17 protein-coding genes are annotated in these 17,967 nt (G+C 72.0%); 15 read left to right on the forward strand and 2 right to left on the reverse strand.

Going from position 1 to position 17,967, the window contains the following annotated elements; genetic code table 11:
- The first annotated feature begins 69 nt into the window (after positions 1-69).
- The 10 genes from atpB (at position 70) to nucS (ending at position 8,239) form a co-directional block, all read left to right on the forward strand.
- The gene (gene atpB, locus ACFT2C_RS11470; protein ID WP_377207176.1) at positions 70-882 is read left to right on the forward strand and encodes a F0F1 ATP synthase subunit A; all 813 of its coding nucleotides are present in this window, start codon (positions 70-72) and stop codon (positions 880-882) included.
- A 118-nt stretch (positions 883-1,000) separates the two neighbouring features.
- Positions 1,001-1,231 carry an ATP synthase F0 subunit C gene (gene atpE / locus ACFT2C_RS11475; RefSeq protein ID WP_377207177.1) on the forward strand — a complete coding sequence of 77 codons (231 nt, stop codon included), beginning with the start codon at positions 1,001-1,003 and terminating at the stop codon, positions 1,229-1,231.
- Positions 1,232-1,245: 14 nt separating this feature from the next.
- Positions 1,246-1,827, forward strand: a complete 582-nt coding sequence (locus ACFT2C_RS11480; protein WP_377207178.1) for a F0F1 ATP synthase subunit B — start codon at positions 1,246-1,248, stop codon at positions 1,825-1,827.
- On the forward strand, positions 1,827-2,639 hold the full coding sequence (locus tag ACFT2C_RS11485; RefSeq protein WP_377207179.1) for a F0F1 ATP synthase subunit delta: 813 nt from the start codon (positions 1,827-1,829) through the stop codon (positions 2,637-2,639). Before ACFT2C_RS11480 ends, ACFT2C_RS11485 begins: the two co-directional genes overlap by 1 nt.
- Before the next feature lie 56 nt (positions 2,640-2,695).
- A complete protein-coding gene (gene atpA, locus ACFT2C_RS11490) occupies positions 2,696-4,324 on the forward strand; it encodes a F0F1 ATP synthase subunit alpha (RefSeq protein ID WP_377207180.1) in 1,629 nt (542 codons plus the stop codon).
- 3 nt (positions 4,325-4,327) lie between these two features.
- The gene (locus tag ACFT2C_RS11495) at positions 4,328-5,221 is read left to right on the forward strand and encodes a F0F1 ATP synthase subunit gamma (RefSeq protein ID WP_377207181.1); all 894 of its coding nucleotides are present in this window, start codon (positions 4,328-4,330) and stop codon (positions 5,219-5,221) included.
- A gap of 57 nt (positions 5,222-5,278) precedes the next feature.
- The gene (atpD, locus tag ACFT2C_RS11500) at positions 5,279-6,760 is read left to right on the forward strand and encodes a F0F1 ATP synthase subunit beta (RefSeq protein ID WP_377207182.1); all 1,482 of its coding nucleotides are present in this window, start codon (positions 5,279-5,281) and stop codon (positions 6,758-6,760) included.
- Between the two features lie 85 nt (positions 6,761-6,845).
- On the forward strand, positions 6,846-7,106 hold the full coding sequence (locus ACFT2C_RS11505; RefSeq protein ID WP_377207183.1) for a F0F1 ATP synthase subunit epsilon: 261 nt from the start codon (positions 6,846-6,848) through the stop codon (positions 7,104-7,106).
- 12 nt (positions 7,107-7,118) lie between these two features.
- Positions 7,119-7,544, forward strand: coding sequence for a DUF2550 domain-containing protein (locus ACFT2C_RS11510; RefSeq protein ID WP_377207184.1), 426 nt, complete (start codon positions 7,119-7,121; stop codon positions 7,542-7,544).
- Positions 7,544-8,239 carry an endonuclease NucS gene (gene nucS / locus ACFT2C_RS11515; protein ID WP_377207185.1) on the forward strand — a complete coding sequence of 232 codons (696 nt, stop codon included), beginning with the start codon at positions 7,544-7,546 and terminating at the stop codon, positions 8,237-8,239. Before ACFT2C_RS11510 ends, nucS begins: the two co-directional genes overlap by 1 nt.
- A 65-nt stretch (positions 8,240-8,304) precedes the next feature.
- Here nucS and ACFT2C_RS11520 read toward each other — a convergent pair whose 3' ends face one another.
- The gene (locus tag ACFT2C_RS11520; protein ID WP_377207186.1) at positions 8,305-10,332 is read right to left on the reverse strand and encodes a beta-galactosidase; all 2,028 of its coding nucleotides are present in this window, start codon (positions 10,330-10,332) and stop codon (positions 8,305-8,307) included.
- Between the two features lie 51 nt (positions 10,333-10,383).
- The gene (locus ACFT2C_RS11525; protein ID WP_377207187.1) at positions 10,384-11,340 is read right to left on the reverse strand and encodes an aldo/keto reductase; all 957 of its coding nucleotides are present in this window, start codon (positions 11,338-11,340) and stop codon (positions 10,384-10,386) included.
- A 190-nt stretch (positions 11,341-11,530) separates the two neighbouring features.
- Here ACFT2C_RS11525 and ACFT2C_RS11530 point away from each other — a divergent pair, with 190 nt between their 5' ends.
- The 5 genes from ACFT2C_RS11530 to ACFT2C_RS11550 all read left to right on the forward strand — a co-directional run bounded on the left by ACFT2C_RS11530 (position 11,531) and on the right by ACFT2C_RS11550 (position 17,967).
- The gene (locus ACFT2C_RS11530) at positions 11,531-12,805 is read left to right on the forward strand and encodes an N-acetylglucosamine-6-phosphate deacetylase (RefSeq protein WP_377207188.1); all 1,275 of its coding nucleotides are present in this window, start codon (positions 11,531-11,533) and stop codon (positions 12,803-12,805) included.
- Positions 12,806-13,005: 200 nt separating this feature from the next.
- Positions 13,006-13,821 (forward strand): aminoglycoside N(3)-acetyltransferase, encoded by an 816-nt coding sequence (locus tag ACFT2C_RS11535; protein WP_377207189.1) that lies wholly within the window; start codon positions 13,006-13,008, stop codon positions 13,819-13,821.
- A gap of 24 nt (positions 13,822-13,845) precedes the next feature.
- Positions 13,846-14,466 (forward strand): DUF402 domain-containing protein, encoded by a 621-nt coding sequence (locus tag ACFT2C_RS11540; RefSeq protein WP_377207190.1) that lies wholly within the window; start codon positions 13,846-13,848, stop codon positions 14,464-14,466.
- Positions 14,467-14,587: 121 nt separating this feature from the next.
- Positions 14,588-15,217: a GNAT family N-acetyltransferase gene (locus ACFT2C_RS11545; protein ID WP_377207191.1), complete on the forward strand. Its 630-nt coding sequence runs from the start codon at positions 14,588-14,590 to the stop codon at positions 15,215-15,217.
- Positions 15,218-15,444: 227 nt separating this feature from the next.
- Positions 15,445-17,967, forward strand: coding sequence for a glycoside hydrolase family 3 C-terminal domain-containing protein (locus ACFT2C_RS11550; protein ID WP_377207192.1), 2,523 nt, complete (start codon positions 15,445-15,447; stop codon positions 17,965-17,967).

Consider the following 17,967-nt stretch of genomic DNA (forward strand, 5'->3'; position numbering starts at 1 on the left):
CGTACCGCCCCCTCCGGCGGTGTGCGTACCCGGGCCTCAGACCACCTGGGAGTCATCCTGTCCACGCTTGTGAACTCCGTAGTTCTTGCTGCCGCTACTGGTGGCGAGGGCGAGGGCGGCTTCCATGCGCCGTCGATCGCGGACTTCTACCCCCCGGCGGTTCTGTTCGAAGGTACGGCGTTCGAGCTCAACCGTCTCATGCTGGTTCGCCTGATCGCAGCGCTCGCCCTGCTCCTGGTGTTCGTCATCGCGGCGCGCCGGGCACGTGTCGTGCCGGGCCGGTTCCAGGCGGCCATCGAGTACGTCCTCGACTTCTGCCGCAACTCGCTGGTGTACGAGGTCCTCGGTGAGGAGCGCGGGCGCAAGTACGTGCCCATGATCACCACGATCTTCTGCGCGATCCTCTTCTTCAACCTCACGGGTGTGATCCCGGGGCTCAACATCGCCAGCACCGGCCTGATCGGCCTGCCGATAGTCTTCGCGGCCTGGGTGTACGTCACCTATCTCGCCGCCGGTTTCAGGGAGCACGGCTTCGGGGGATTCCTCAAGACCAGCCTCTTCCCGCCGGGCGTGCCCGCGCCGCTGTACGTGCTGCTCACCCCGGTCGAGTTCCTCCAGGTCTTCGTGATCCGGCCCGTGACTCTCGTGATCCGGTTGCTCGCGAACATGATCGCGGGGCACCTCATGCTCGCCCTGTCCTTCGCCGCGACGAACTTCCTGCTCCTCGAGGCAGCGGGCGGCATGAAGCTGTTCGGCGTCGTCACCTTCGCCGGCGGGTTCGCCGTCACGCTCCTGGAGATCTTCGTCGGCGTGCTGCAGGCCTACGTCTTCGCGATCCTCACCGCCCTGTACATCAACATGTCCGTCGAGTCGGAGCACTGACCGCCGGACCGACCCCGGCGGCGCGGCACCGCGCTCGCCTCCCATCTGCTTGATTCTGAACAGTCAGAGATGAGACGCCCGGCCCGCACCGGACGGGCGCCCAACGGAAGGAAATCCAGTGGACGCAACCACCCTCGCCGAAGTTACCGGCAGCCTCTCGACCGTCGGTTACGGCCTGGCCGCCATCGGCCCGGGCATCGGCCTCGGTATTCTCTTCGGCAAGACGATCGAGGGCATCGCGCGCCAGCCCGAGATGGCCGGCCAGCTGCGCACCACGATGTTCACGGGCCTCGCGTTCATCGAGGTGCTCGCGCTGCTTGGTCTTGTCACGCCGTTCTTCCTGTCGTGATCATGGGTCATCCGATGACGACCCTCAACGGCACCCTCCTTGCGGCGGAGGAGGCACAGAACCCGCTGCTCCCGGAGACCTACGACATCGTCTGGTCGCTGGTGGTGACGGTGATCATCGCCGTCGCCTTCACGAAGTACGTCCTGCCGAGGTTCCAGGCGGTGTTCGACGAGCGTGCGGCCAAGATCGAGGGCGGCATCGCCAAGGCGGCCGAGGTGCAGGCGCAGGCGGACAGGGCGGTCGAGGAGCAGCAGGCGCTGCTCGCCGAGGCCCGCGCGCACGCCTCCCAGGTCCGTGAGGAGGCGCGTGCCGAGGGCACCGCCATCGTCAGGGAGCTCCGGGCCAAGGCGACCGAGGAGGCGGAGCGCGTCACCGAGACGGCCCGTCGCCAGATCGAGGCCGACCGCCAGGCCGCGTCCGTGTCCCTGCGCGCCGAGGTCGGCGCACTCGCGACGGACCTGGCGTCGAAGATCGTCGGCGAGTCCCTCGAGGACTCGGCCCGGCAGTCGCGCGTCGTGGACCGCTTCCTCGACGAGCTCGAGGCGAGCGAGGCTGCGGCGAGCAACCAGGCCGTGGCAACTACCCAGGAGGCGTGATGCGGGGATCGAGCGGGGCATCGCTGACAGCGGCGCAGGAGCGCTTCGAGCCGGTGCTGCGTGCCGCGGGTGCGGACGCACTGACGCTGGGTGAGCAGCTGCTCACCCTGGTGTCGGCGCTGGACGAATCCGCCGCGCTGCGCCGCTCGCTCGCCGACCCCTCGCGCGAGGGCGAGGCCAAGGCCGGCCTGGTGGCCGGCCTGCTGAGCGGCTTCGACGAGCGCGTGGTCGACCTGGTGTCCGGTCTCGTCCGGTCCCGCTGGGCGAGCGACTCCGACCTGACCGACGCCGTCGAGCGGCTCGGCCTGGACGCCGTCCTGGCGTCCGCCGAGGCGCGTGGCGCGCTCGAGACTGTGGAGGACGAGCTGTTCCGGGTCACGCGGGCGCTCGTCGGCCAGCGGGACGCCAAGCTGGTCCTCTCGGATGCCACGACGGCCCCCGAGCGCCGGGTGGCGCTCGTGGATGCGCTGGTCGGCGGCAAGGTCGACACCGTGACCCAGAACCTGGCCCAGCGTGCGACGTCGTCGCTGCGCGGCCGGCGTTTCGTGCAGACGCTCGGCTGGTTCGGCGAGATCGCGGCGGAGCGTCGCAAGCGCCTCGTTGCCGCCGTGACGAGCGCGACGGTGCTCACCCGCGAGCAGGAGCAGCGCCTCAGTGAGGTGCTCGAGCGCTCGTACGGCAGGCCCGTGCAGCTCAACGTCACCGTGGACCCCGCCATCGTCGGGGGCATGCGAATCCAGGTCGGCGCGGACGTCGTCGACTCCACCGTCCTGTCGCGCCTTGCTGACGCTCAGCGTCGTCTGGCCGGCTGAAAACGTGAACAAGAACCTTCCGCCGCGGCTTTGCGCGGCCACGACAGGAGAAGAGCATGGCTGAGCTGACGATCCGGCCGGACGAGGTCCGGGCCGCACTGGACAGCTTCGTGAAGGCCTACGAGCCCAAGGAAGCAGTCGCCGAGGAGGTGGGCCGCGTCGCGTACGCCGCGGACGGCATCGCCCGCGTCGAGGGCCTCCCGGGCGTGATGGCGAACGAGCTGCTGCGCTTCGAGGACGGCACGCTCGGCCTCGCGCAGAACCTCGACGTCCGCGAGATCGGTGTGGTCGTCCTGGGCGAGTTCATCGGCATCGAGGAGGGCCAGGAGGTCCGCCGCACCGGCGAGGTGCTCTCGGTCGCCGTGGGCGAGGGCTACCTCGGCCGCGTGGTCGACCCGCTGGGCAACCCCATCGACGGCCTCGGCTCCATCGAGACCGAGGCGACCCGTGCCCTCGAGCTGCAGGCGCCCGGCGTCATGCAGCGCAAGTCGGTGCACCAGCCGCTGCAGACCGGCATCAAGGCCATCGACTCGATGATCCCGATCGGCCGTGGTCAGCGTCAGCTGATCATCGGCGACCGCCAGACCGGTAAGACGGCGATCGCGGTCGACACGATCATCAATCAGAAGGCGAACTGGGAGACCGGCGACCCGGACCAGCAGGTGCGCTGCATCTACGTCGCGATCGGCCAGAAGGGCTCGACCATCGCCGCGGTGCGTGGCGCCCTCGAGGAGGCCGGCGCGCTCGAGTACACGACCATCGTCGCGGCTCCGGCGTCCGACCCGGCGGGCTTCAAGTACCTCGCCCCGTACACCGGCTCGGCCATCGGCCAGCACTGGATGTACCAGGGCAAGCACGTCCTGATCATCTTCGACGACCTGTCGAAGCAGGCCGAGGCCTACCGCGCGGTGTCGCTGCTGCTGCGCCGCCCGCCGGGCCGCGAGGCCTACCCGGGTGACGTCTTCTACCTGCACTCCCGTCTGCTCGAGCGTTGTGCGAAGCTCTCGGACGAGCTGGGCGCGGGCTCGATGACCGGCCTGCCGATCATCGAGACCAAGGCGAACGACGTCTCGGCGTACATCCCGACGAACGTCATCTCCATCACGGACGGGCAGATCTTCCTGCAGTCCGACCTGTTCAACGCCGACCAGCGTCCCGCCGTGGACGTCGGTATCTCCGTCTCCCGAGTCGGTGGTGACGCGCAGATCAAGGCGATGAAGAAGGTCTCCGGCACGCTGAAGCTGGAGCTGGCGCAGTTCCGCTCGCTCGAGGCGTTCGCGATGTTCGCGTCCGACCTCGACGCGGCGTCCCGCGCGCAGCTGCAGCGCGGCGCCGTCCTGACGGAGCTGCTCAAGCAGCCCCAGTACTCGCCGTACGCGGTCGAGGACCAGGTCGCGTCGGTGTGGGCCGGTACCAAGGGCAAGCTCGACGACGTCGCGGTCGAGGACGTCAAGCGGTTCGAGTCCGAGCTGCTGGACCACCTGCGCCGCAAGACGGACGTCCTGGAGACCATCCTCTCGTCCGGCAAGCTGGAGTCCGACACGGAGGAGGCGCTGAGCGCCGCCGTCGACGATTTCCGGGCCGGTTTCCAGAAGGGCGACGGCACCCCGCTCGTCGGTGGCGAGGTCGAGGGCGGCCCCGTCGACGTCGAGCAGGCGCAGATCGTCGTCAAGAAGAAGGCCTGACCCGTGGCCGGTGGAGCTCAGCGCGTCTACAAGGCGCGGATCAAGTCGACGCAGTCGCTGAAGAAGATCTTCCGCGCGCGTGAGCTGATCGCCGCGTCCCGCATCGGCAAGGCTCGTGCGGCGGCAGCGGCGGCGGCACCGTACGCGCAGGCGATCACCCGCGCGGTGTCGGCCGTCGCGTCGCACACGGACATCGACCACCCGCTCACGCAGGAGGAGGGTGGCAACCGCGCCGCGGTGCTCGTGGTCTCCTCCGACGCGGGCATGGCCGGTTCGTACCCGATGGCGATCGTCCGCGAGGCCGAGCGGCTCGTCGGGCAGCTCACGGCCGAGGGCAAGGAGGTCGTGCTCTACGTGGCCGGCCGCCGCGCCATCGCGTACTACACGTTCCGCGGACGGGACATCGCCAAGAGCTGGTCGTACGGTTCGGAGAAGCCGACGCCCGAGGCGGCCCGGGACATCGCCGAGACGCTGCTCGAGGTCTTCCTCGCGGAGGAGCCCGACGGCGGCGTCAGCGAGCTGCACGTGGTCTCGACGCTGTTCGTCAACATGGTCACGCAGCGCGCCCACGTGGTGCGCATGCTGCCGCTCGAGGTGGTCGAGGGCGTGACCGAGGCCGCGGAGCACGAGGTCCTGCCGCTCTACGACTTCGAGCCGTCGCCCGAGGCCGTGCTGGACGAGCTGCTCCCGCGCTACATCGAGCAGCGCATCTACGCGATGCTGCTCGACGCCGCCGCGTCGGAGCTGGCCGCCCGCCAGCGCGCCATGCACACGGCGACGGACAACGCCGAGGACCTGATCCGCAACTACACCCGACTGGCCAACCAGGCACGTCAGGCCGACATCACCCAGGAGATCAGCGAGATCGTCTCCGGTGCTGACGCCCTGGCGTCCTGAACAGACCGAAAAGACTCCCCGCCGGAGGACCCTCCGGCCCACCGAAGCGAGGCAAGTATGACCGCCACCACCGTGGAATCCACGGTCGAGCACACGAGCGGCCCCGGCATCGGCCGGGTCGCCCGGGTGATCGGCCCCGTCGTGGACATCGAGTTCCCTGACGACGCGATCCCCGAGATCTACAACGCGCTCACCGTCGAGATCGACCTGTCCGGCAAGGGCGCGAGCGAGAGCAAGACGACCCTCACGCTCGAGGTCGAGCAGCACCTGGGCGACTCCCTGGTGCGCGCCATCGCGCTGAAGCCGACCGACGGCCTGGTCCGCGGTGCCGTGGTGACCGACACGGGCGAGCCGATCAGCGTGCCCGTCGGTGACATCACCAAGGGCAAGGTCTTCAACGTGACGGGCGACGTCCTGAACCTCGCCCCGGGCGAGAAGTTCGAGGTCACCGAGCGCTGGCCGATCCACCGCAAGGCGCCGGCGTTCGACCAGCTCGAGTCGAAGACCACGATGTTCGAGACGGGCATCAAGTCCATCGACCTGCTGACCCCGTACGTCCAGGGTGGCAAGATCGGTCTCTTCGGTGGTGCGGGCGTCGGCAAGACGGTCCTCATCCAGGAGATGATCCAGCGTGTGGCCCAGGACCACGGTGGTGTGTCGGTGTTCGCCGGTGTCGGCGAGCGTACCCGTGAGGGCAACGACCTGATCGCCGAGATGGACGAGGCCGGCGTCTTCGACAAGACGGCCCTCGTCTTCGGCCAGATGGACGAGCCGCCGGGCACGCGTCTGCGCGTGGCCCTGTCGGCCCTGACGATGGCGGAGTACTTCCGTGACGTGCAGGGGCAGGACGTCCTGCTCTTCATCGACAACATCTTCCGCTTCACGCAGGCCGGTTCCGAGGTCTCCACGCTGCTCGGCCGCATGCCGTCCGCCGTGGGCTACCAGCCGAACCTGGCCGACGAGATGGGCCTCCTCCAGGAGCGCATCACCTCGACGCGTGGTCACTCCATCACGTCGCTGCAGGCCATCTACGTGCCGGCCGACGACTACACCGACCCGGCCCCGGCGACGACGTTCGCCCACCTGGACGCCACGACCGAGCTCTCCCGCGAGATCGCGTCGAAGGGTCTGTACCCGGCGATCGACCCGCTGGCCTCGACGTCCCGCATCCTCGACCCGCGCTACGTGGGCCAGGAGCACTACGATGTCGCGACACGCGTGAAGTCGATCCTGCAGCGCAACAAGGAGCTGCAGGACATCATCGCTATCCTCGGTGTGGACGAGCTCTCGGAAGAGGACAAGACCGTTGTGGCCCGCGCGCGCCGCATCGAGCAGTTCCTCTCCCAGAACACGTACATGGCTGAGAAGTTCACAGGTGTGGTGGGCTCGACGGTGCCTTTGTCGGAGACCATCGAGGCATTCAAGAAGATCGCCGACGGTGAGTTCGACCACATCGCTGAGCAGGCCTTCTACAACATCGGTGGGCTTGAGATGCTCGAGCAGAACTGGGCACGAATCCAGAAGGAGTACGGAGCCTGAGGCTTCGCAACCCCGTGCGTGATGCCGCCCCGCAGGGCAGCCCGGAAGGGGCGGCATCGCGCCCGCTACATCGGAAGGAGCTCTCGTGGCAGAGCTGAACGTGGATCTCGTGTCCCGCGACCGTAAGGTCTGGAGCGGCGCGGCGACCCGGGTGATCGCGCCGTCCGTGGACGGCGAGGTCGGCATCCTGGCGAACCACACGCCGCTGCTGGCGGTGCTTCGCCCGGGCACGATCAGGGTGGCGACGACGTCGGGGCCGGCCGTCGAGGCCCATGTCACCGGTGGTTTCGTGTCCGTGGACAACAATCTCGTCACCCTTGTGGTCGACGAGGTCTCCCTGGTCTGAGGGCGAGCGCGGGTGCCGGGCGTCATATGGATCGCGGTAGCGGTGCTCGGCGCGCTCGCGCTGGTGATCGCAGCAGGCATCTCGCGTCTGCGAGCCCTGTCCCACAGGGTGGGTTCGTTCGACTGCAATGCCCGGCCGACCGGTAACCCCGAGGGTTCCTGGACGCCGGGCATCGCGCAGTACGCAGTGGGCCGGATCGAGTGGTGGCGGTGCTGGTCGCTGTCACCCCGTCCGGCCCGCACCTGGTACCGGGAGCGGCTGACCGTGACGGGCCGCACCCCGCTGGACCCGGACGAGCGTGGTCAGGGTGACCACTACCTCGTCCAGTGCCGGTACGACGGGCTCGACTTCGAGCTCGATCTCGCCGCCGGCGACTACTTCGGCCTCGCCTCCTGGCTCGAGGCCGCCCCTCCCGGACGACAGGATCTGGTTCTCTGATGCGGCTGGTCGTCGCCGACTGCTCCGCCCTCTACACGGGCCGCCTGACCGCGATGCTCCCGCCGGCTACCCGGCTGCTCGTGGTCAAGGCAGACGGAAGCGTCCTGATTCATTCCGACGGCGGCTCGTACAAGCCGCTGAACTGGATGAGCCCCCCGTGCACGCTGACGGTGCGCGAGCCGTCCGAGGAGGCCGCGGAGCGCGGCGTCACCGAGGTGTGGACGGTGCAGCACGCGAAGTCGGACGACCGGCTCGAGGTCGAGCTGTTCACCGTGCACCACGACTCCGCGCACGACCTGGGCATCGACCCGGGCCTGGTGAAGGACGGCGTGGAGGCGCACCTGCAGGAGCTCCTCGCCGAGCAGATAGTGTTGCTGGGCGACGGGCACACCCTGGTGCGCCGCGAGTACCCGACGGCCATCGGCCCGGTGGACATCCTCGCCCGCGACAGCTCGGGCGCCTCGGTCGCGGTGGAGATCAAGCGCCGCGGCGACATCGACGGCGTCGAGCAGCTCACGCGGTATCTGGAGCTGCTGAACCGGGACCCGCTGCTGGCCCCGGTGCGCGGCGTGTACGCCGCGCAGGAGATCAAGCCGCAGGCTCGCGTGCTCGCCAAGGACCGCGGCATCGCGACCCTCCTCCTGGACTACGACGCGATGCGCGGCGCCGACGACCCGACCTCCCGCCTCTTCTGACCCGTTCGCTGGTCGAGCTTGTCGAGGCCCCAGGGCCTCGACAAGCTCGACCGCCGTCTACGCGCCTACAGAGGCGTCACGGACCACTTGGCGGCCGTCGCCTCGCGGATCACCGCGTAGCCGCCCGCGGGCACGTCGACACCAGGATCCGTCGAGGCGTCGGTGACCAGGTCGTGCCCCGGGCCGGCCACCCGGACCGGCTGCTCGCCGTGGTTCAGCAGGAAGAGGTACGTGGCGTCGGCGCCGCGCCGTCGGATCGCCTCCAGCCCGGTGCCGACCGCCTCGGGGACGACGGGGCGCACGCCGCGCTCCGCCAGCAGCGCCGCGACGAACGCGTCCCACGACTCCTGGACCATCCGCGTCGAGACGTACGTGGCGCTGCCGTCGCCGACGCTCCGGCGGGTGACGGCGGGCAAACCGGCCAGGACTCCGCCGGCGTAGGTGGCAATGACGTCCGCCTGGGGCGGGTCCATCCGCTCGGTCCACTGGTCGACCGCCGACCCGTCGCTCAGCTCCTGGGTCTCGTCCGGGGCGAGAGGGAGGTGCTCGGTGACCCGGACACCCAGGAGGTCCCGCAGCCGGCCCGGGTAGCCGCCCGGCACCACGCGCTGGTGCTCGTCCGCGACGCCGGTGAACCGCCCGACGACGAGGTGCCCGCCAGCCTCGACGTGCCGGGTCAGCCACGCGACCGTGTCGGCGTCCAGCGCCATCAGGGTGGGCACGAACAGCACCCGGTAGCGGGCGATGTCGGCCCCGGGGCGCACGAAGTCGACGGCGGCCCCCGCCCGCCACAGGGCGCGGTGCACCGCGCGGACCTCGGTCGTGTAGTCGAGGTCGTCGTGCGGGAGGTGCGGCGTCTCGAGCGACCACCGGCCGTTGGCGTCCCACAGGACCGCGACGTCGGCCTCGACGACCGGCCCGTCCGCGGGCGGTGCCGCGACCTCCTGGAGGCGGCCCAGCAGGGCGCCCAGCTCGACGACGCCCTCGAACGTCCGGCTCCGTGGGCCCACGTGCGGCACCATCGCGCTGTGCCACGTCTCGGAGCCGCCGGCCGACGCTCGCCACTGGAAGAACAGCGCGCCCTGGGAGCCCCGGGCGACGTAGCCCAGGGAGTTGCGGATCACCCGGTCGGGGTCCTTGAAGGCGTGGCGCGCGCCGTCCCGGATGCCGGCGGCGGCCTGCTCCATGAGCAGCCAGGGGCCGCCGCCCCACGAGCGGGTCAGGTCGGCGGCGTACGCGGCGTGGGCCTCGCCGTCCGGGCCGGCCGTGTCGAGATAGTGGTCGACGGAGACCAGGTCCAGGCGCTCCTGCCAGTCCCACTGGTTGAGGTGGTCCCAGGTGGGGTGCATGAAGTTCGTCGTGACCGGCGCGGTCGAGCCGGCCGCGCGGATCTCGTCGCGCTGCTCGGTGCAGGCCGCGAGCATCTCGTCGGAGCAGAAGCGCTTGAAGTCGACCGCGTGGGCCGGGTTGGCCAGGTACTGCGTGGCGCGGGGCGGCAGCACCTCTTCCCAGTCGTCGTACCGCTGGGACCAGAACGCCGTGTACCAGGCGTCGTTCAGCGCCTCGAGCGTGCCGTACCGCTCCCGGAGCCAGCGCCGGAAGGCGGCCGCCGCGTGCGGGCCGTGGTCGACGGAGCCGTACTCGTTGTGCACATGCCAGCCCCGCAGGCGCGGGTGGGCGCCGTACCGCTCGGCGAGGAACCTCGCGACCCGTCGCGCGGCGTCGCGGTACGCGGGGGCGCTGATCGCGTACGTGTCGCGCGAGCCGTGGGAGAGGCGGGCGCCGTCGGCCCGCACCGGCATCGCGTCCGGGTACACCCGGGTGAACCACGGCGGCGGCGACGCGGTGGGCGTCGCGAGGAAGAAGCCGATCTCGTTGGCATCCAGCAGCGCGACGACGTCGTCCAGCCAGCCCGCGTCGTACTCGCCCTCGCGGGGCTCGAGCGTGGCCCACGAGAAGACGCCGATCGTCACCGTGTTCACGCCCGCTCGGCGCATGAGCGCCATGTCCTCGGCCCAGACCTCGCGGGGCCACTGCTCGGGGTTGTAGTCGCCGCCGAAGAGCAGGCGGGCAGGGGCGAAGGGAACCGTCATGGGTCGTCCTCGGGGTCGATGAGTCGGTAGATCGATGGGTCGGGGGAGCCGCTAGCGGCCGAGCTCGCCGGTCCAGTGGGCCGGGTCGGGCAGCGCGGCGTCGAGCTCCGGCCAGACGTCGTCCGGCACGTCGGCGGCGGCCCACGCCGCGGCCTGGGCGAGCTGGGCCGTGCTCGTCACGCCGACGATCGTCCCCGCGACCCGTGGGTCGCGGCTGCCGGCCCGTAGGGCGAGCGCACCCACTGGGACGCCGGCCGCGCGGGCGATCGCGCGGATCCTCAGGACCGCGTCCTCCTGGACCGGGTCGACGGCGCGATAGTGATAGCTGCGCACCGGCCCGTCGTCGTCGGCCAGGGCACCGCCGCCGAACGGGGCCGCATTGAGGACGCCGATACCGCGGTCGGCGCAGTCGTCGAGCAGGGTCTCGGCGGAGCGGTCCAGGAGCGTGAGGCGGTTGTGCGTCACGACGGCCTCGAACTCGCCGGTGCGGACGTACTGCCGGAGGAGCCCGATCGGCCCTCCGGCGACTCCGAGGTGCTCGATGGTGCCCGCCTCGCGCAGGTCGAGCAGCGCGCGGACGGGCCCGTCGGGCGCCATGGCGTCGGCGAACGTGATGCGCTCCGGGTCGTGGAAGTGCACCAGCGGCAGCCGGTCGAGGCCCAGGCGGTCGAGGGACTCGGCGACGGACGCCCGGACCCGGTCGCCCGAGAAGTCGGCGGAGCCAGGCGCCGGGTCGACCTTGGTGAACACCTGGACGGGTTCCTCGAGTCCGGCCAGGAGACTGGCCGGGCCGTCGGGTCCGGCCAGCGCGGAGCCGATAAACGTCTCGGCGTCCCCGTACTCGTTGCTCGTGTCCCACGTGCGCCACCCGGCGGCGGCGGCCGCGCGGAGCACGGCGTCCGCGCCGGCGGCGACGAGCCGGCGACCCAGGGAGGACGTCCCGAGGACGACGGCGGGCACGCGCAGCCCGGTGGTCCCCAGCGGACGGCTGACCATGGCGGCGCTCATCCCTTGAACCCGCCGCTCCTGCGCATGGTGCACATCTTCCTTGACGTGGTGGGTGAGCGCCCTCGCCGCTCTGCGAAGCGCTTCGATAAATAGGTAGCATCATTGTCGGGCGAAAAGACGGCTGTCAAGGCTCGGTCCAGCAGGGGTCCGTGGCGGGTTGCGCGGGGCGCGACCCTGGCAGGATGTCGGCATGACTGATTCCGGTGCTCTCGTCGTGCGCGGTCGCCTGGTCCAGCCCTCCTCGGTGGTGGACGACGGCGTCGTCGTCACCTCGGGCGGTCGCGTCACCTTCGCCGGCTCCCTGCCCGACGCCGTGGCGGCCGGCCACGGCCCTGCCGTCGGCCAGGTCCCGCCCGCCCCCGAGGCGTACGTGCTGCCGGGCCTCGTGGACCTGCACAACCACGGCGGCGGCGGCGTGTCCTTCCCGGACGTGGCCTCGGCCTCCGAGGCGCTGGCCGGCGTGGTCGAGCACCGCCGCCACGGCACCACGACCCTGCTCGCGTCGCTCGTGACCGCCCAGCCGGAGGTGCTGCTGGAGCGGGCGGCCGTGTTGGCCGAGCTGGCCGCGGCCGGGGAGATCGAGGGCCTGCACGCGGAGGGGCCGTTCCTGTCGCTCCGCCGGCGGGGCGCTCACAACCCGGCTGACCTGCAAGAAGGCAGCGTCGACCTGGTCAGGGACCTGGTCAAGGCCTCCCGCGGGTACCTGCGCACGATGACGATCGCGCCGGAGGTGCCCGGCGTGGCCGGCCCCGGCGGCGTCGCCGAGGCGCTGGTCGAGGCGGGCGTCCTGCCCTCCCTCGGGCACACCGATGGCAGCACCGAGCAGGCCGAGGCGCTGATCGCGCAGGTCACCGCGGCCCTGGCCGCCGCGGGCGCCACGTTCGGGCCGATCACGGCCACGCACCTGTTCAACGGCATGCGCCCGCTGCACCACCGCAAGCCCGGCCCGATCGCCGCGTGCCTGGCCGCGGCCGCCCGGGGCGACATGATCGTGGAGCTCATCGGCGACGGCGTGCACCTCGACCCGGCGACGGTCCGCACGGTGTTCGAGATGGTCGGCTCGGACCAGGTGATGCTCGTGACCGACGCGATGGCGGCGGCCGGGGTGGCCGACGGCCGCTACGAGCTGGGGCCGATGTCAGTGGTGGTGCTCGACGGCGTCGCGCGCGTCGTCCCGGAGGCCGGGACCTCGGAGGCCGCCGGGGGAGAGGGGCCGATCGCGGGTGGCACCGCGCACCTGATCGACGTCGTGCGGTGCGCCGTGGCCGGGGGCGTGTCCCTGGTCGACGCCGTCCGGTCCGCCACCGCCGTGCCGGCGCGTGTGCTGGGGCTGACCGGTGAGGTCGGCAGCCTGCGGCCCGGAGCCCGCGCAGACGTGCTGGTCACCGACGCGGAGCTGCGCCCGGTCCGGGTGCTGCGCCATGGTGTCGACGTCGGTATCGACGTCGGTGTCGCTGAGGCGTGATCGATTGTTGACGGCTCTCATGCGGAGCCGGCGGTCAAGCCGGCCATGCGGGGCAGCGTCCTCTGGGACGACGTCGACCGCTTCTATGCCGGCCGGGGAATCGTTCTCGGCCAGCCCTGAACGCCGAGCGCTCGCCACGGGTACCGCGGGCGGCAGAAATTCCTGGGCGCGTAGCCCGTGCGCGGACCTACGCTCGCCGGATGGATCAAGCTCAGCCGCACACCGCGGCCACATTGACGGGCGACCTACGGGCGCTGGGCGTGGTCCCGGGTGACGTGCTCCTGGTGCACTCGTCCGTGAAGAGCCTCGGCTTCGTCGCGGGCGGGGTGCAGGCCGTCGTCGAGGCGCTGCTGTCGGCGGTGGGGCCTGGGGGCACCCTCGTCGTCCCGACACATACGTCGGAGAACACCGATCCTGCCGGCTGGCAGAACCCGCCCGTCCCCGAGCGCTGGTGGCCGGTGATCCGGTCCGAGGCGCCCGGGTTCGACCCAGCGCGTTCGCCCAGCCGTTGGGTCGGTGTCCTTCCCGAGGCCGTCCGAACCTGGCCCGGCGCCCTGCGCAGCGATCATCCTCAGGTGTCCTGCGCCGCTCTCGGCGCCCACGCCCGGGAGGTGACCGCGGGGCACGACCTGACCGAGTCGCACGGCGAGAGGTCACCGATCGGTGCGGTCTACCGGCTCGGCGGCAAGATCCTGCTCCTCGGCTGCGCCCACGACTCCAACACGTCGCTGCATCTTGCCGAGCGACGCCAGGTGGCACCCCCGATGGGCGAGACGGGCGCGGCGATCAGCAACGCCGACGGGACGAGCCGCTGGGTGACCTGGACGGACCTCGTCACCGGCGAGGACGACTTCGACCAGGTCGGCGCGGCGTTCGAGGAGACCGGAGCGGTCACGGTCGGGCAGGTGGGGTCCGCCGCCGCCCGGCTCATGGATCAGCGGCCGCTCGTGGACTTCGCGGTGGATTGGATGGCGCGCAACCGCCACAGTGTTGACGTCGATGTCGCAGGCGCGTAACCCGCCGCTGTTAGCGTGCCGGGCATGACGTCTACCCTGTTTCAGCCCGGCCAGACGGTGGTGCGCCGCGAGATCATGCGGGGCGAGCCGTGGATAGCCATCCCGCAGGTGTGCGTCCAGGACGACGGCGACCTCCTGGTCACCTACACCCCCGGCGGCACGCCGCTGGTGTACCCGCAGGCGGGCACCTTCCCGGTGGGGGAGCACCCCTGGAAGACTGCGGGGAGCACCTACTGGCGCGGCCACGGGCGGCTCGAGCTGCACTGGGCAGGGGTGGAGCACTCGCTCTTCCTGTTCTGGGACGGCCCCGAGCGCGCGTTCCAGGGCTGGTACTTCAACCTCGAGGACGCGCCCCGCCGCACCGCCATCGGGTTCGACACGCTCGACCACGAGCTCGACGTCTGGTGGGCCGCCGACGCCGAGACGTACGAGTTCAAGGACGTCGCCGAGTTCGAGGAGACCGGGCCGGCGCGCTACCCCGGCCGCATGGAGCAGATCCGTGCCGAGGGCGCCCGGATCGCCGGGCTGCTCGACGCCGGTGAGCTCTGGTGGGACAAGGCCTGGGCCGACTGGACGCCCGACACGTCGTGGTCGCCCCGCGAGCTGCCCGCCGCCTGGGAGAGCGTGCCCTTCGAGGCGCGCTGACCACGTCGCGAACGACGGTGCGAACCACGTCGCGAACGACGGCGCGCACCACGACCGATTCGCCCGGCAATACCCCTGCATTTCCGGTGGCATCCTGGTTCCTGAGCGCTACGGTCGGAGCGTGCCCTCTTCCGCGCCCGCCCCCAGGCCTTCTGAACCCGGATCCACTCTGAGACCAGCCCAGCCGCTCCCGGCCGAGACCGTCGCCTATCGCGCCGACCCCGCGTGGCCTCTGACCACCGGCCGCCTCACGCTCCGCCCAGTCGCCCCGGACGACGCCGAGGCGTTCCTCGGCTGGCGCTCGCGCACCGACGTGGTGCGGTACATGTACCAGCCGCCGTGGGACCTGCAGACGGCTCGGGCGAAGCTCCGCACCTGGTCGAGCGCGCCGTTCGAGGACGTCGGCGACGTCCTCGTGCTGGCGGTCGAGCTGGACGGCGACGTCGTCGGCGAAGCCATGCTCAAGTGGGCCGCCGGCCCGCGGCAGGCCGAGCTCGGCTACGCGCTGCACCCCGATGTCGCAGGGCGCGGCCTGGCCACCGAGGCCGCCCGCGCGACCCTCGGGCTCGCCTTCGCCACGTACGGCTTCCACCGCGTGTACGCCCGCATCGACGAGGAGAACCTCGCCTCGGTCCGGGTGGCGGAGCGGCTCGGCATGCGCCAGGAGGCGCGTCTGGTCGAGAGCGACCTGCGCGACGGCGCGTGGTCCACCGAGGTGGTCTACGCGATCCTCGACCGGGAGCTCGCGTAACACCTCCGACCACCGCGCCCGGCGCCCGGCAAGCCCGCGCCGCCCGCACCGCCCGCACCGCCCCGTCCGGTCGCGTCCCTCGCGCGGACCGAGACGGGGTAGCGCTCGCCACCCTCGGCCAGGTACCGTCCATCGAAGCGCTTCGACAATTCGCCGCCAGCGCACCGCCCTACCGTGCCTCAGCTGCACCCCCCGCCGCACCGCCGCGGCGCCCGAAGGAGGAACCCATGGACGTGTCACCCTTCCGCGATCCCGCCCTGCCCGTGCCCGCACGCGCCCGCGACCTGCTCAGTCGGCTTACCCCCCAGGAGCGGCTGGCGATGCTCCACCAGCACCAGCCGGCCGTGGACAGGCTGGGTCTCGGCCCGTTCCACACCGGGGCCGAGGCGCTGCACGGCGTCGCCTGGCTGGGACTCGCCACGGTGTTCCCGCAGCCGGTCGGCCTCGCCGCGACCTGGGACCCTGAGCTGGTGCGCCGCGTCGGCGACGTCGTCTCCACCGAGGTCCGCGCCAAGCGCGCGGCGGACCCGTCGGTGAGCCTGAACGTCTGGGCGCCGGTCGTGAACACGCTCCGGCACCCGGCCTGGGGCCGCAACGAGGAGGGGTACTCCGAGGACCCGCACCTCACGGCGCACCTCGCCACCGCCTACTGCCGCGGCCTGCGCGGGGACCATGAGCGGGTCTGGAGGACCACCCCCACCCTCAAGCACTTCCTCGCCTACAACAACGAGACCGACCGCTCGTCCACGAGCTCCAACCTCACCCCGGTCACGCTGCACGAGGAGGAGCTCCCCGCCTTCCGCGAGCCGATCGAGGCGGGCGTCGCCGCGGGCGTCATGCCGGCGTACAACCAGGTCAACGGCACCCCGGCGCACCTGCAGACCGACCTCTTCGCCGAGCTGCGGTCCTGGACCGACGGGTCGGTCGCGCTCGTCTCCGACGCCGCCGCCCCGATGTTCGTGGTCACGGTGCAGCGCGCCGCGCCCGACCGCGCGTCCGGCAACGCCGCGCTGGTCCGCGCCGGCGTCGACTCGTTCACCGACGACGACGCCGACTCCGCGCCCACCATCCAGCGCCTCCAGGAGGCCCTGGACCGTGGCCTGCTCACCATGGACGACGTCGACCGCTCCGTGCTGCGGCTCCTCGAGCTGCGCCTGCGCAGCGGCGAGCTCGACGGCGACGCCGACCCGTACGCCGGCATCACGCCGGACCACCTCGACCGGCCCGAGCACCGCGCGCTCGCCCGGGAGGCGGCGGCCCGCTCCGTGGTGGTGCTGCGCAACTCCGCCGGCCTGCTGCCGCTGCCGGCCGCCCGCTCGGTCGCCGTCATCGGACCGCTGGCCGAGGCAGTACTCACCGACTGGTACTCCGGCACCCCGCCGTACGCCGTCACCCCGGCGGACGGCCTGCGCGCCGCGCTCGGCGCGGACCGGGTGGTGGTGGCCGACGGCGCCGACGTCGTCGCCCTGCGCGCGACGAACGGGCGATACGTCTCCGTCGCGGCGGACGGCGCGACGGTCGTCGCGGACTCGGCCGAGGCCGGACCCGGCGCGCGCCTGGCCGTCACGGACTGGGGCGGGGGAGTGCTCACGCTGCGCTCGGGAGCGTCGGGGCGCCTGCTCACCGGCGGCGCCTGGCCGCTGCGAGCCGACGCCGAGCGGGTCGGGGGCTGGGAGGTCCAGGAGAGCTTCCGCAAGCACGTGCACGACGACGGCTCGTGGTCCCTGCTGCACCTCGGGTCCGGGCGGTGGGTGCGCGTCCAGCGCGACACCGGCCTGGTGGGCGCCGACGGGCACACGCTCGCGGACGCCGAGCGGTTCGTGCCGCGCGTCCTGGAGTCCGGCGCGGCCCGGGTGGCCCGGACGGCGGCCGAGTGCGACGCCGTCGTCGTCGTGGTCGGGAACGACCCGCACCTGAACGGGCGCGAGACGCAGGACCGGCCCGACCTGCGGCTGCCCGACGCCGCCGTGGAGACGTGGCGTGCGGCCGTCGAGGCCAACCCGCGCGCCGTGCTGACGATCGTGTCGAGCTACCCGTACGTGCTCGGTCCCGGCGTCGCCGACGCCCCCACCGTGGTGTGGAGCAGCCACGGGGGCCAGGAGCTCGGGCACGGCCTGGCCGACGTGCTGACCGGCGTCGTCGAGCCCTCCGGGCGGCTCGCCCAGACGTGGCCGGCGCGGCCGGAGCAGGCCGGTGACCTCTTCGACTACGACACCCGCCGCCAGCAGGTCACCTACCGGCACCTCCCGGCGGGCCAGGCCGGTGTCCCCACCTTCGCGTTCGGCCACGGCCTGACCTACTCGTCCGTGGCGTACGACGGGCTCTCGCTCTCCGCGGCCGAGGTCGCGGCCCCCGCGCCGACGGGCGACCACCCGCCGCTGACGCCGCGCGACCCGGCCGGACCTGGTGTGGTCACGGCCTCGGTGACCGTGCGCAACGGCGGTGACCGGCCTGCCGAGGAGCTGGTGCAGGTGTACTCGCTCGGGGCCCCGGGAACGGACTCGCCCGAGCGGCTGCTGCTCGGCTACCGTCGCGTCCGGCTCGACCCGGGCGAGACGGTGTCGGTGGCGGTGCCCTTCGACGTCGCGCGCCTCGCGCTGTGGCACGGGACGGCGCCGTCGGACGGCGCGCCCGGCCTGCTCGACGGCGACCTCCGGGTGCCGGCCGCGACCTACACGGTGGCGGCCGGGGCGTCGAGCACGGACCTGCCGGTGCGCGGCGAGCTGACCGTGACTGGCGCGACGGCGTGA

Source organism: Promicromonospora sp. NPDC057138 (assembly GCF_042670845.1).
In the GTDB taxonomy this organism is placed as follows: domain Bacteria; phylum Actinomycetota; class Actinomycetes; order Actinomycetales; family Cellulomonadaceae; genus Promicromonospora.

Bases quoted from the DNA above. Each gene is read 5' to 3' on its own strand.
- ACFT2C_RS11535 (WP_377207189.1), top strand. From the start codon at position 13,006: ATGGATCAAGCTCAGCCGCACACCGCGGCCACATTGACGGGCGACCTA.
- ACFT2C_RS11530 (WP_377207188.1), top strand. From the start codon at position 11,531: ATGACTGATTCCGGTGCTCTCGTCGTGCGCGGTCGCCTGGTCCAGCCC.
- atpA (WP_377207180.1), top strand. From the start codon at position 2,696: ATGGCTGAGCTGACGATCCGGCCGGACGAGGTCCGGGCCGCACTGGAC.
- ACFT2C_RS11525 (WP_377207187.1), bottom strand. From the start codon at position 11,340: ATGAGCGCCGCCATGGTCAGCCGTCCGCTGGGGACCACCGGGCTGCGC.
- ACFT2C_RS11485 (WP_377207179.1), top strand. From the start codon at position 1,827: ATGCGGGGATCGAGCGGGGCATCGCTGACAGCGGCGCAGGAGCGCTTC.
- ACFT2C_RS11480 (WP_377207178.1), top strand. From the start codon at position 1,246: ATGACGACCCTCAACGGCACCCTCCTTGCGGCGGAGGAGGCACAGAAC.
- ACFT2C_RS11520 (WP_377207186.1), bottom strand. From the start codon at position 10,332: ATGACGGTTCCCTTCGCCCCTGCCCGCCTGCTCTTCGGCGGCGACTAC.
- atpD (WP_377207182.1), top strand. From the start codon at position 5,279: ATGACCGCCACCACCGTGGAATCCACGGTCGAGCACACGAGCGGCCCC.
- nucS (WP_377207185.1), top strand. From the start codon at position 7,544: ATGCGGCTGGTCGTCGCCGACTGCTCCGCCCTCTACACGGGCCGCCTG.
- ACFT2C_RS11550 (WP_377207192.1), top strand. From the start codon at position 15,445: ATGGACGTGTCACCCTTCCGCGATCCCGCCCTGCCCGTGCCCGCACGC.
- ACFT2C_RS11540 (WP_377207190.1), top strand. From the start codon at position 13,846: ATGACGTCTACCCTGTTTCAGCCCGGCCAGACGGTGGTGCGCCGCGAG.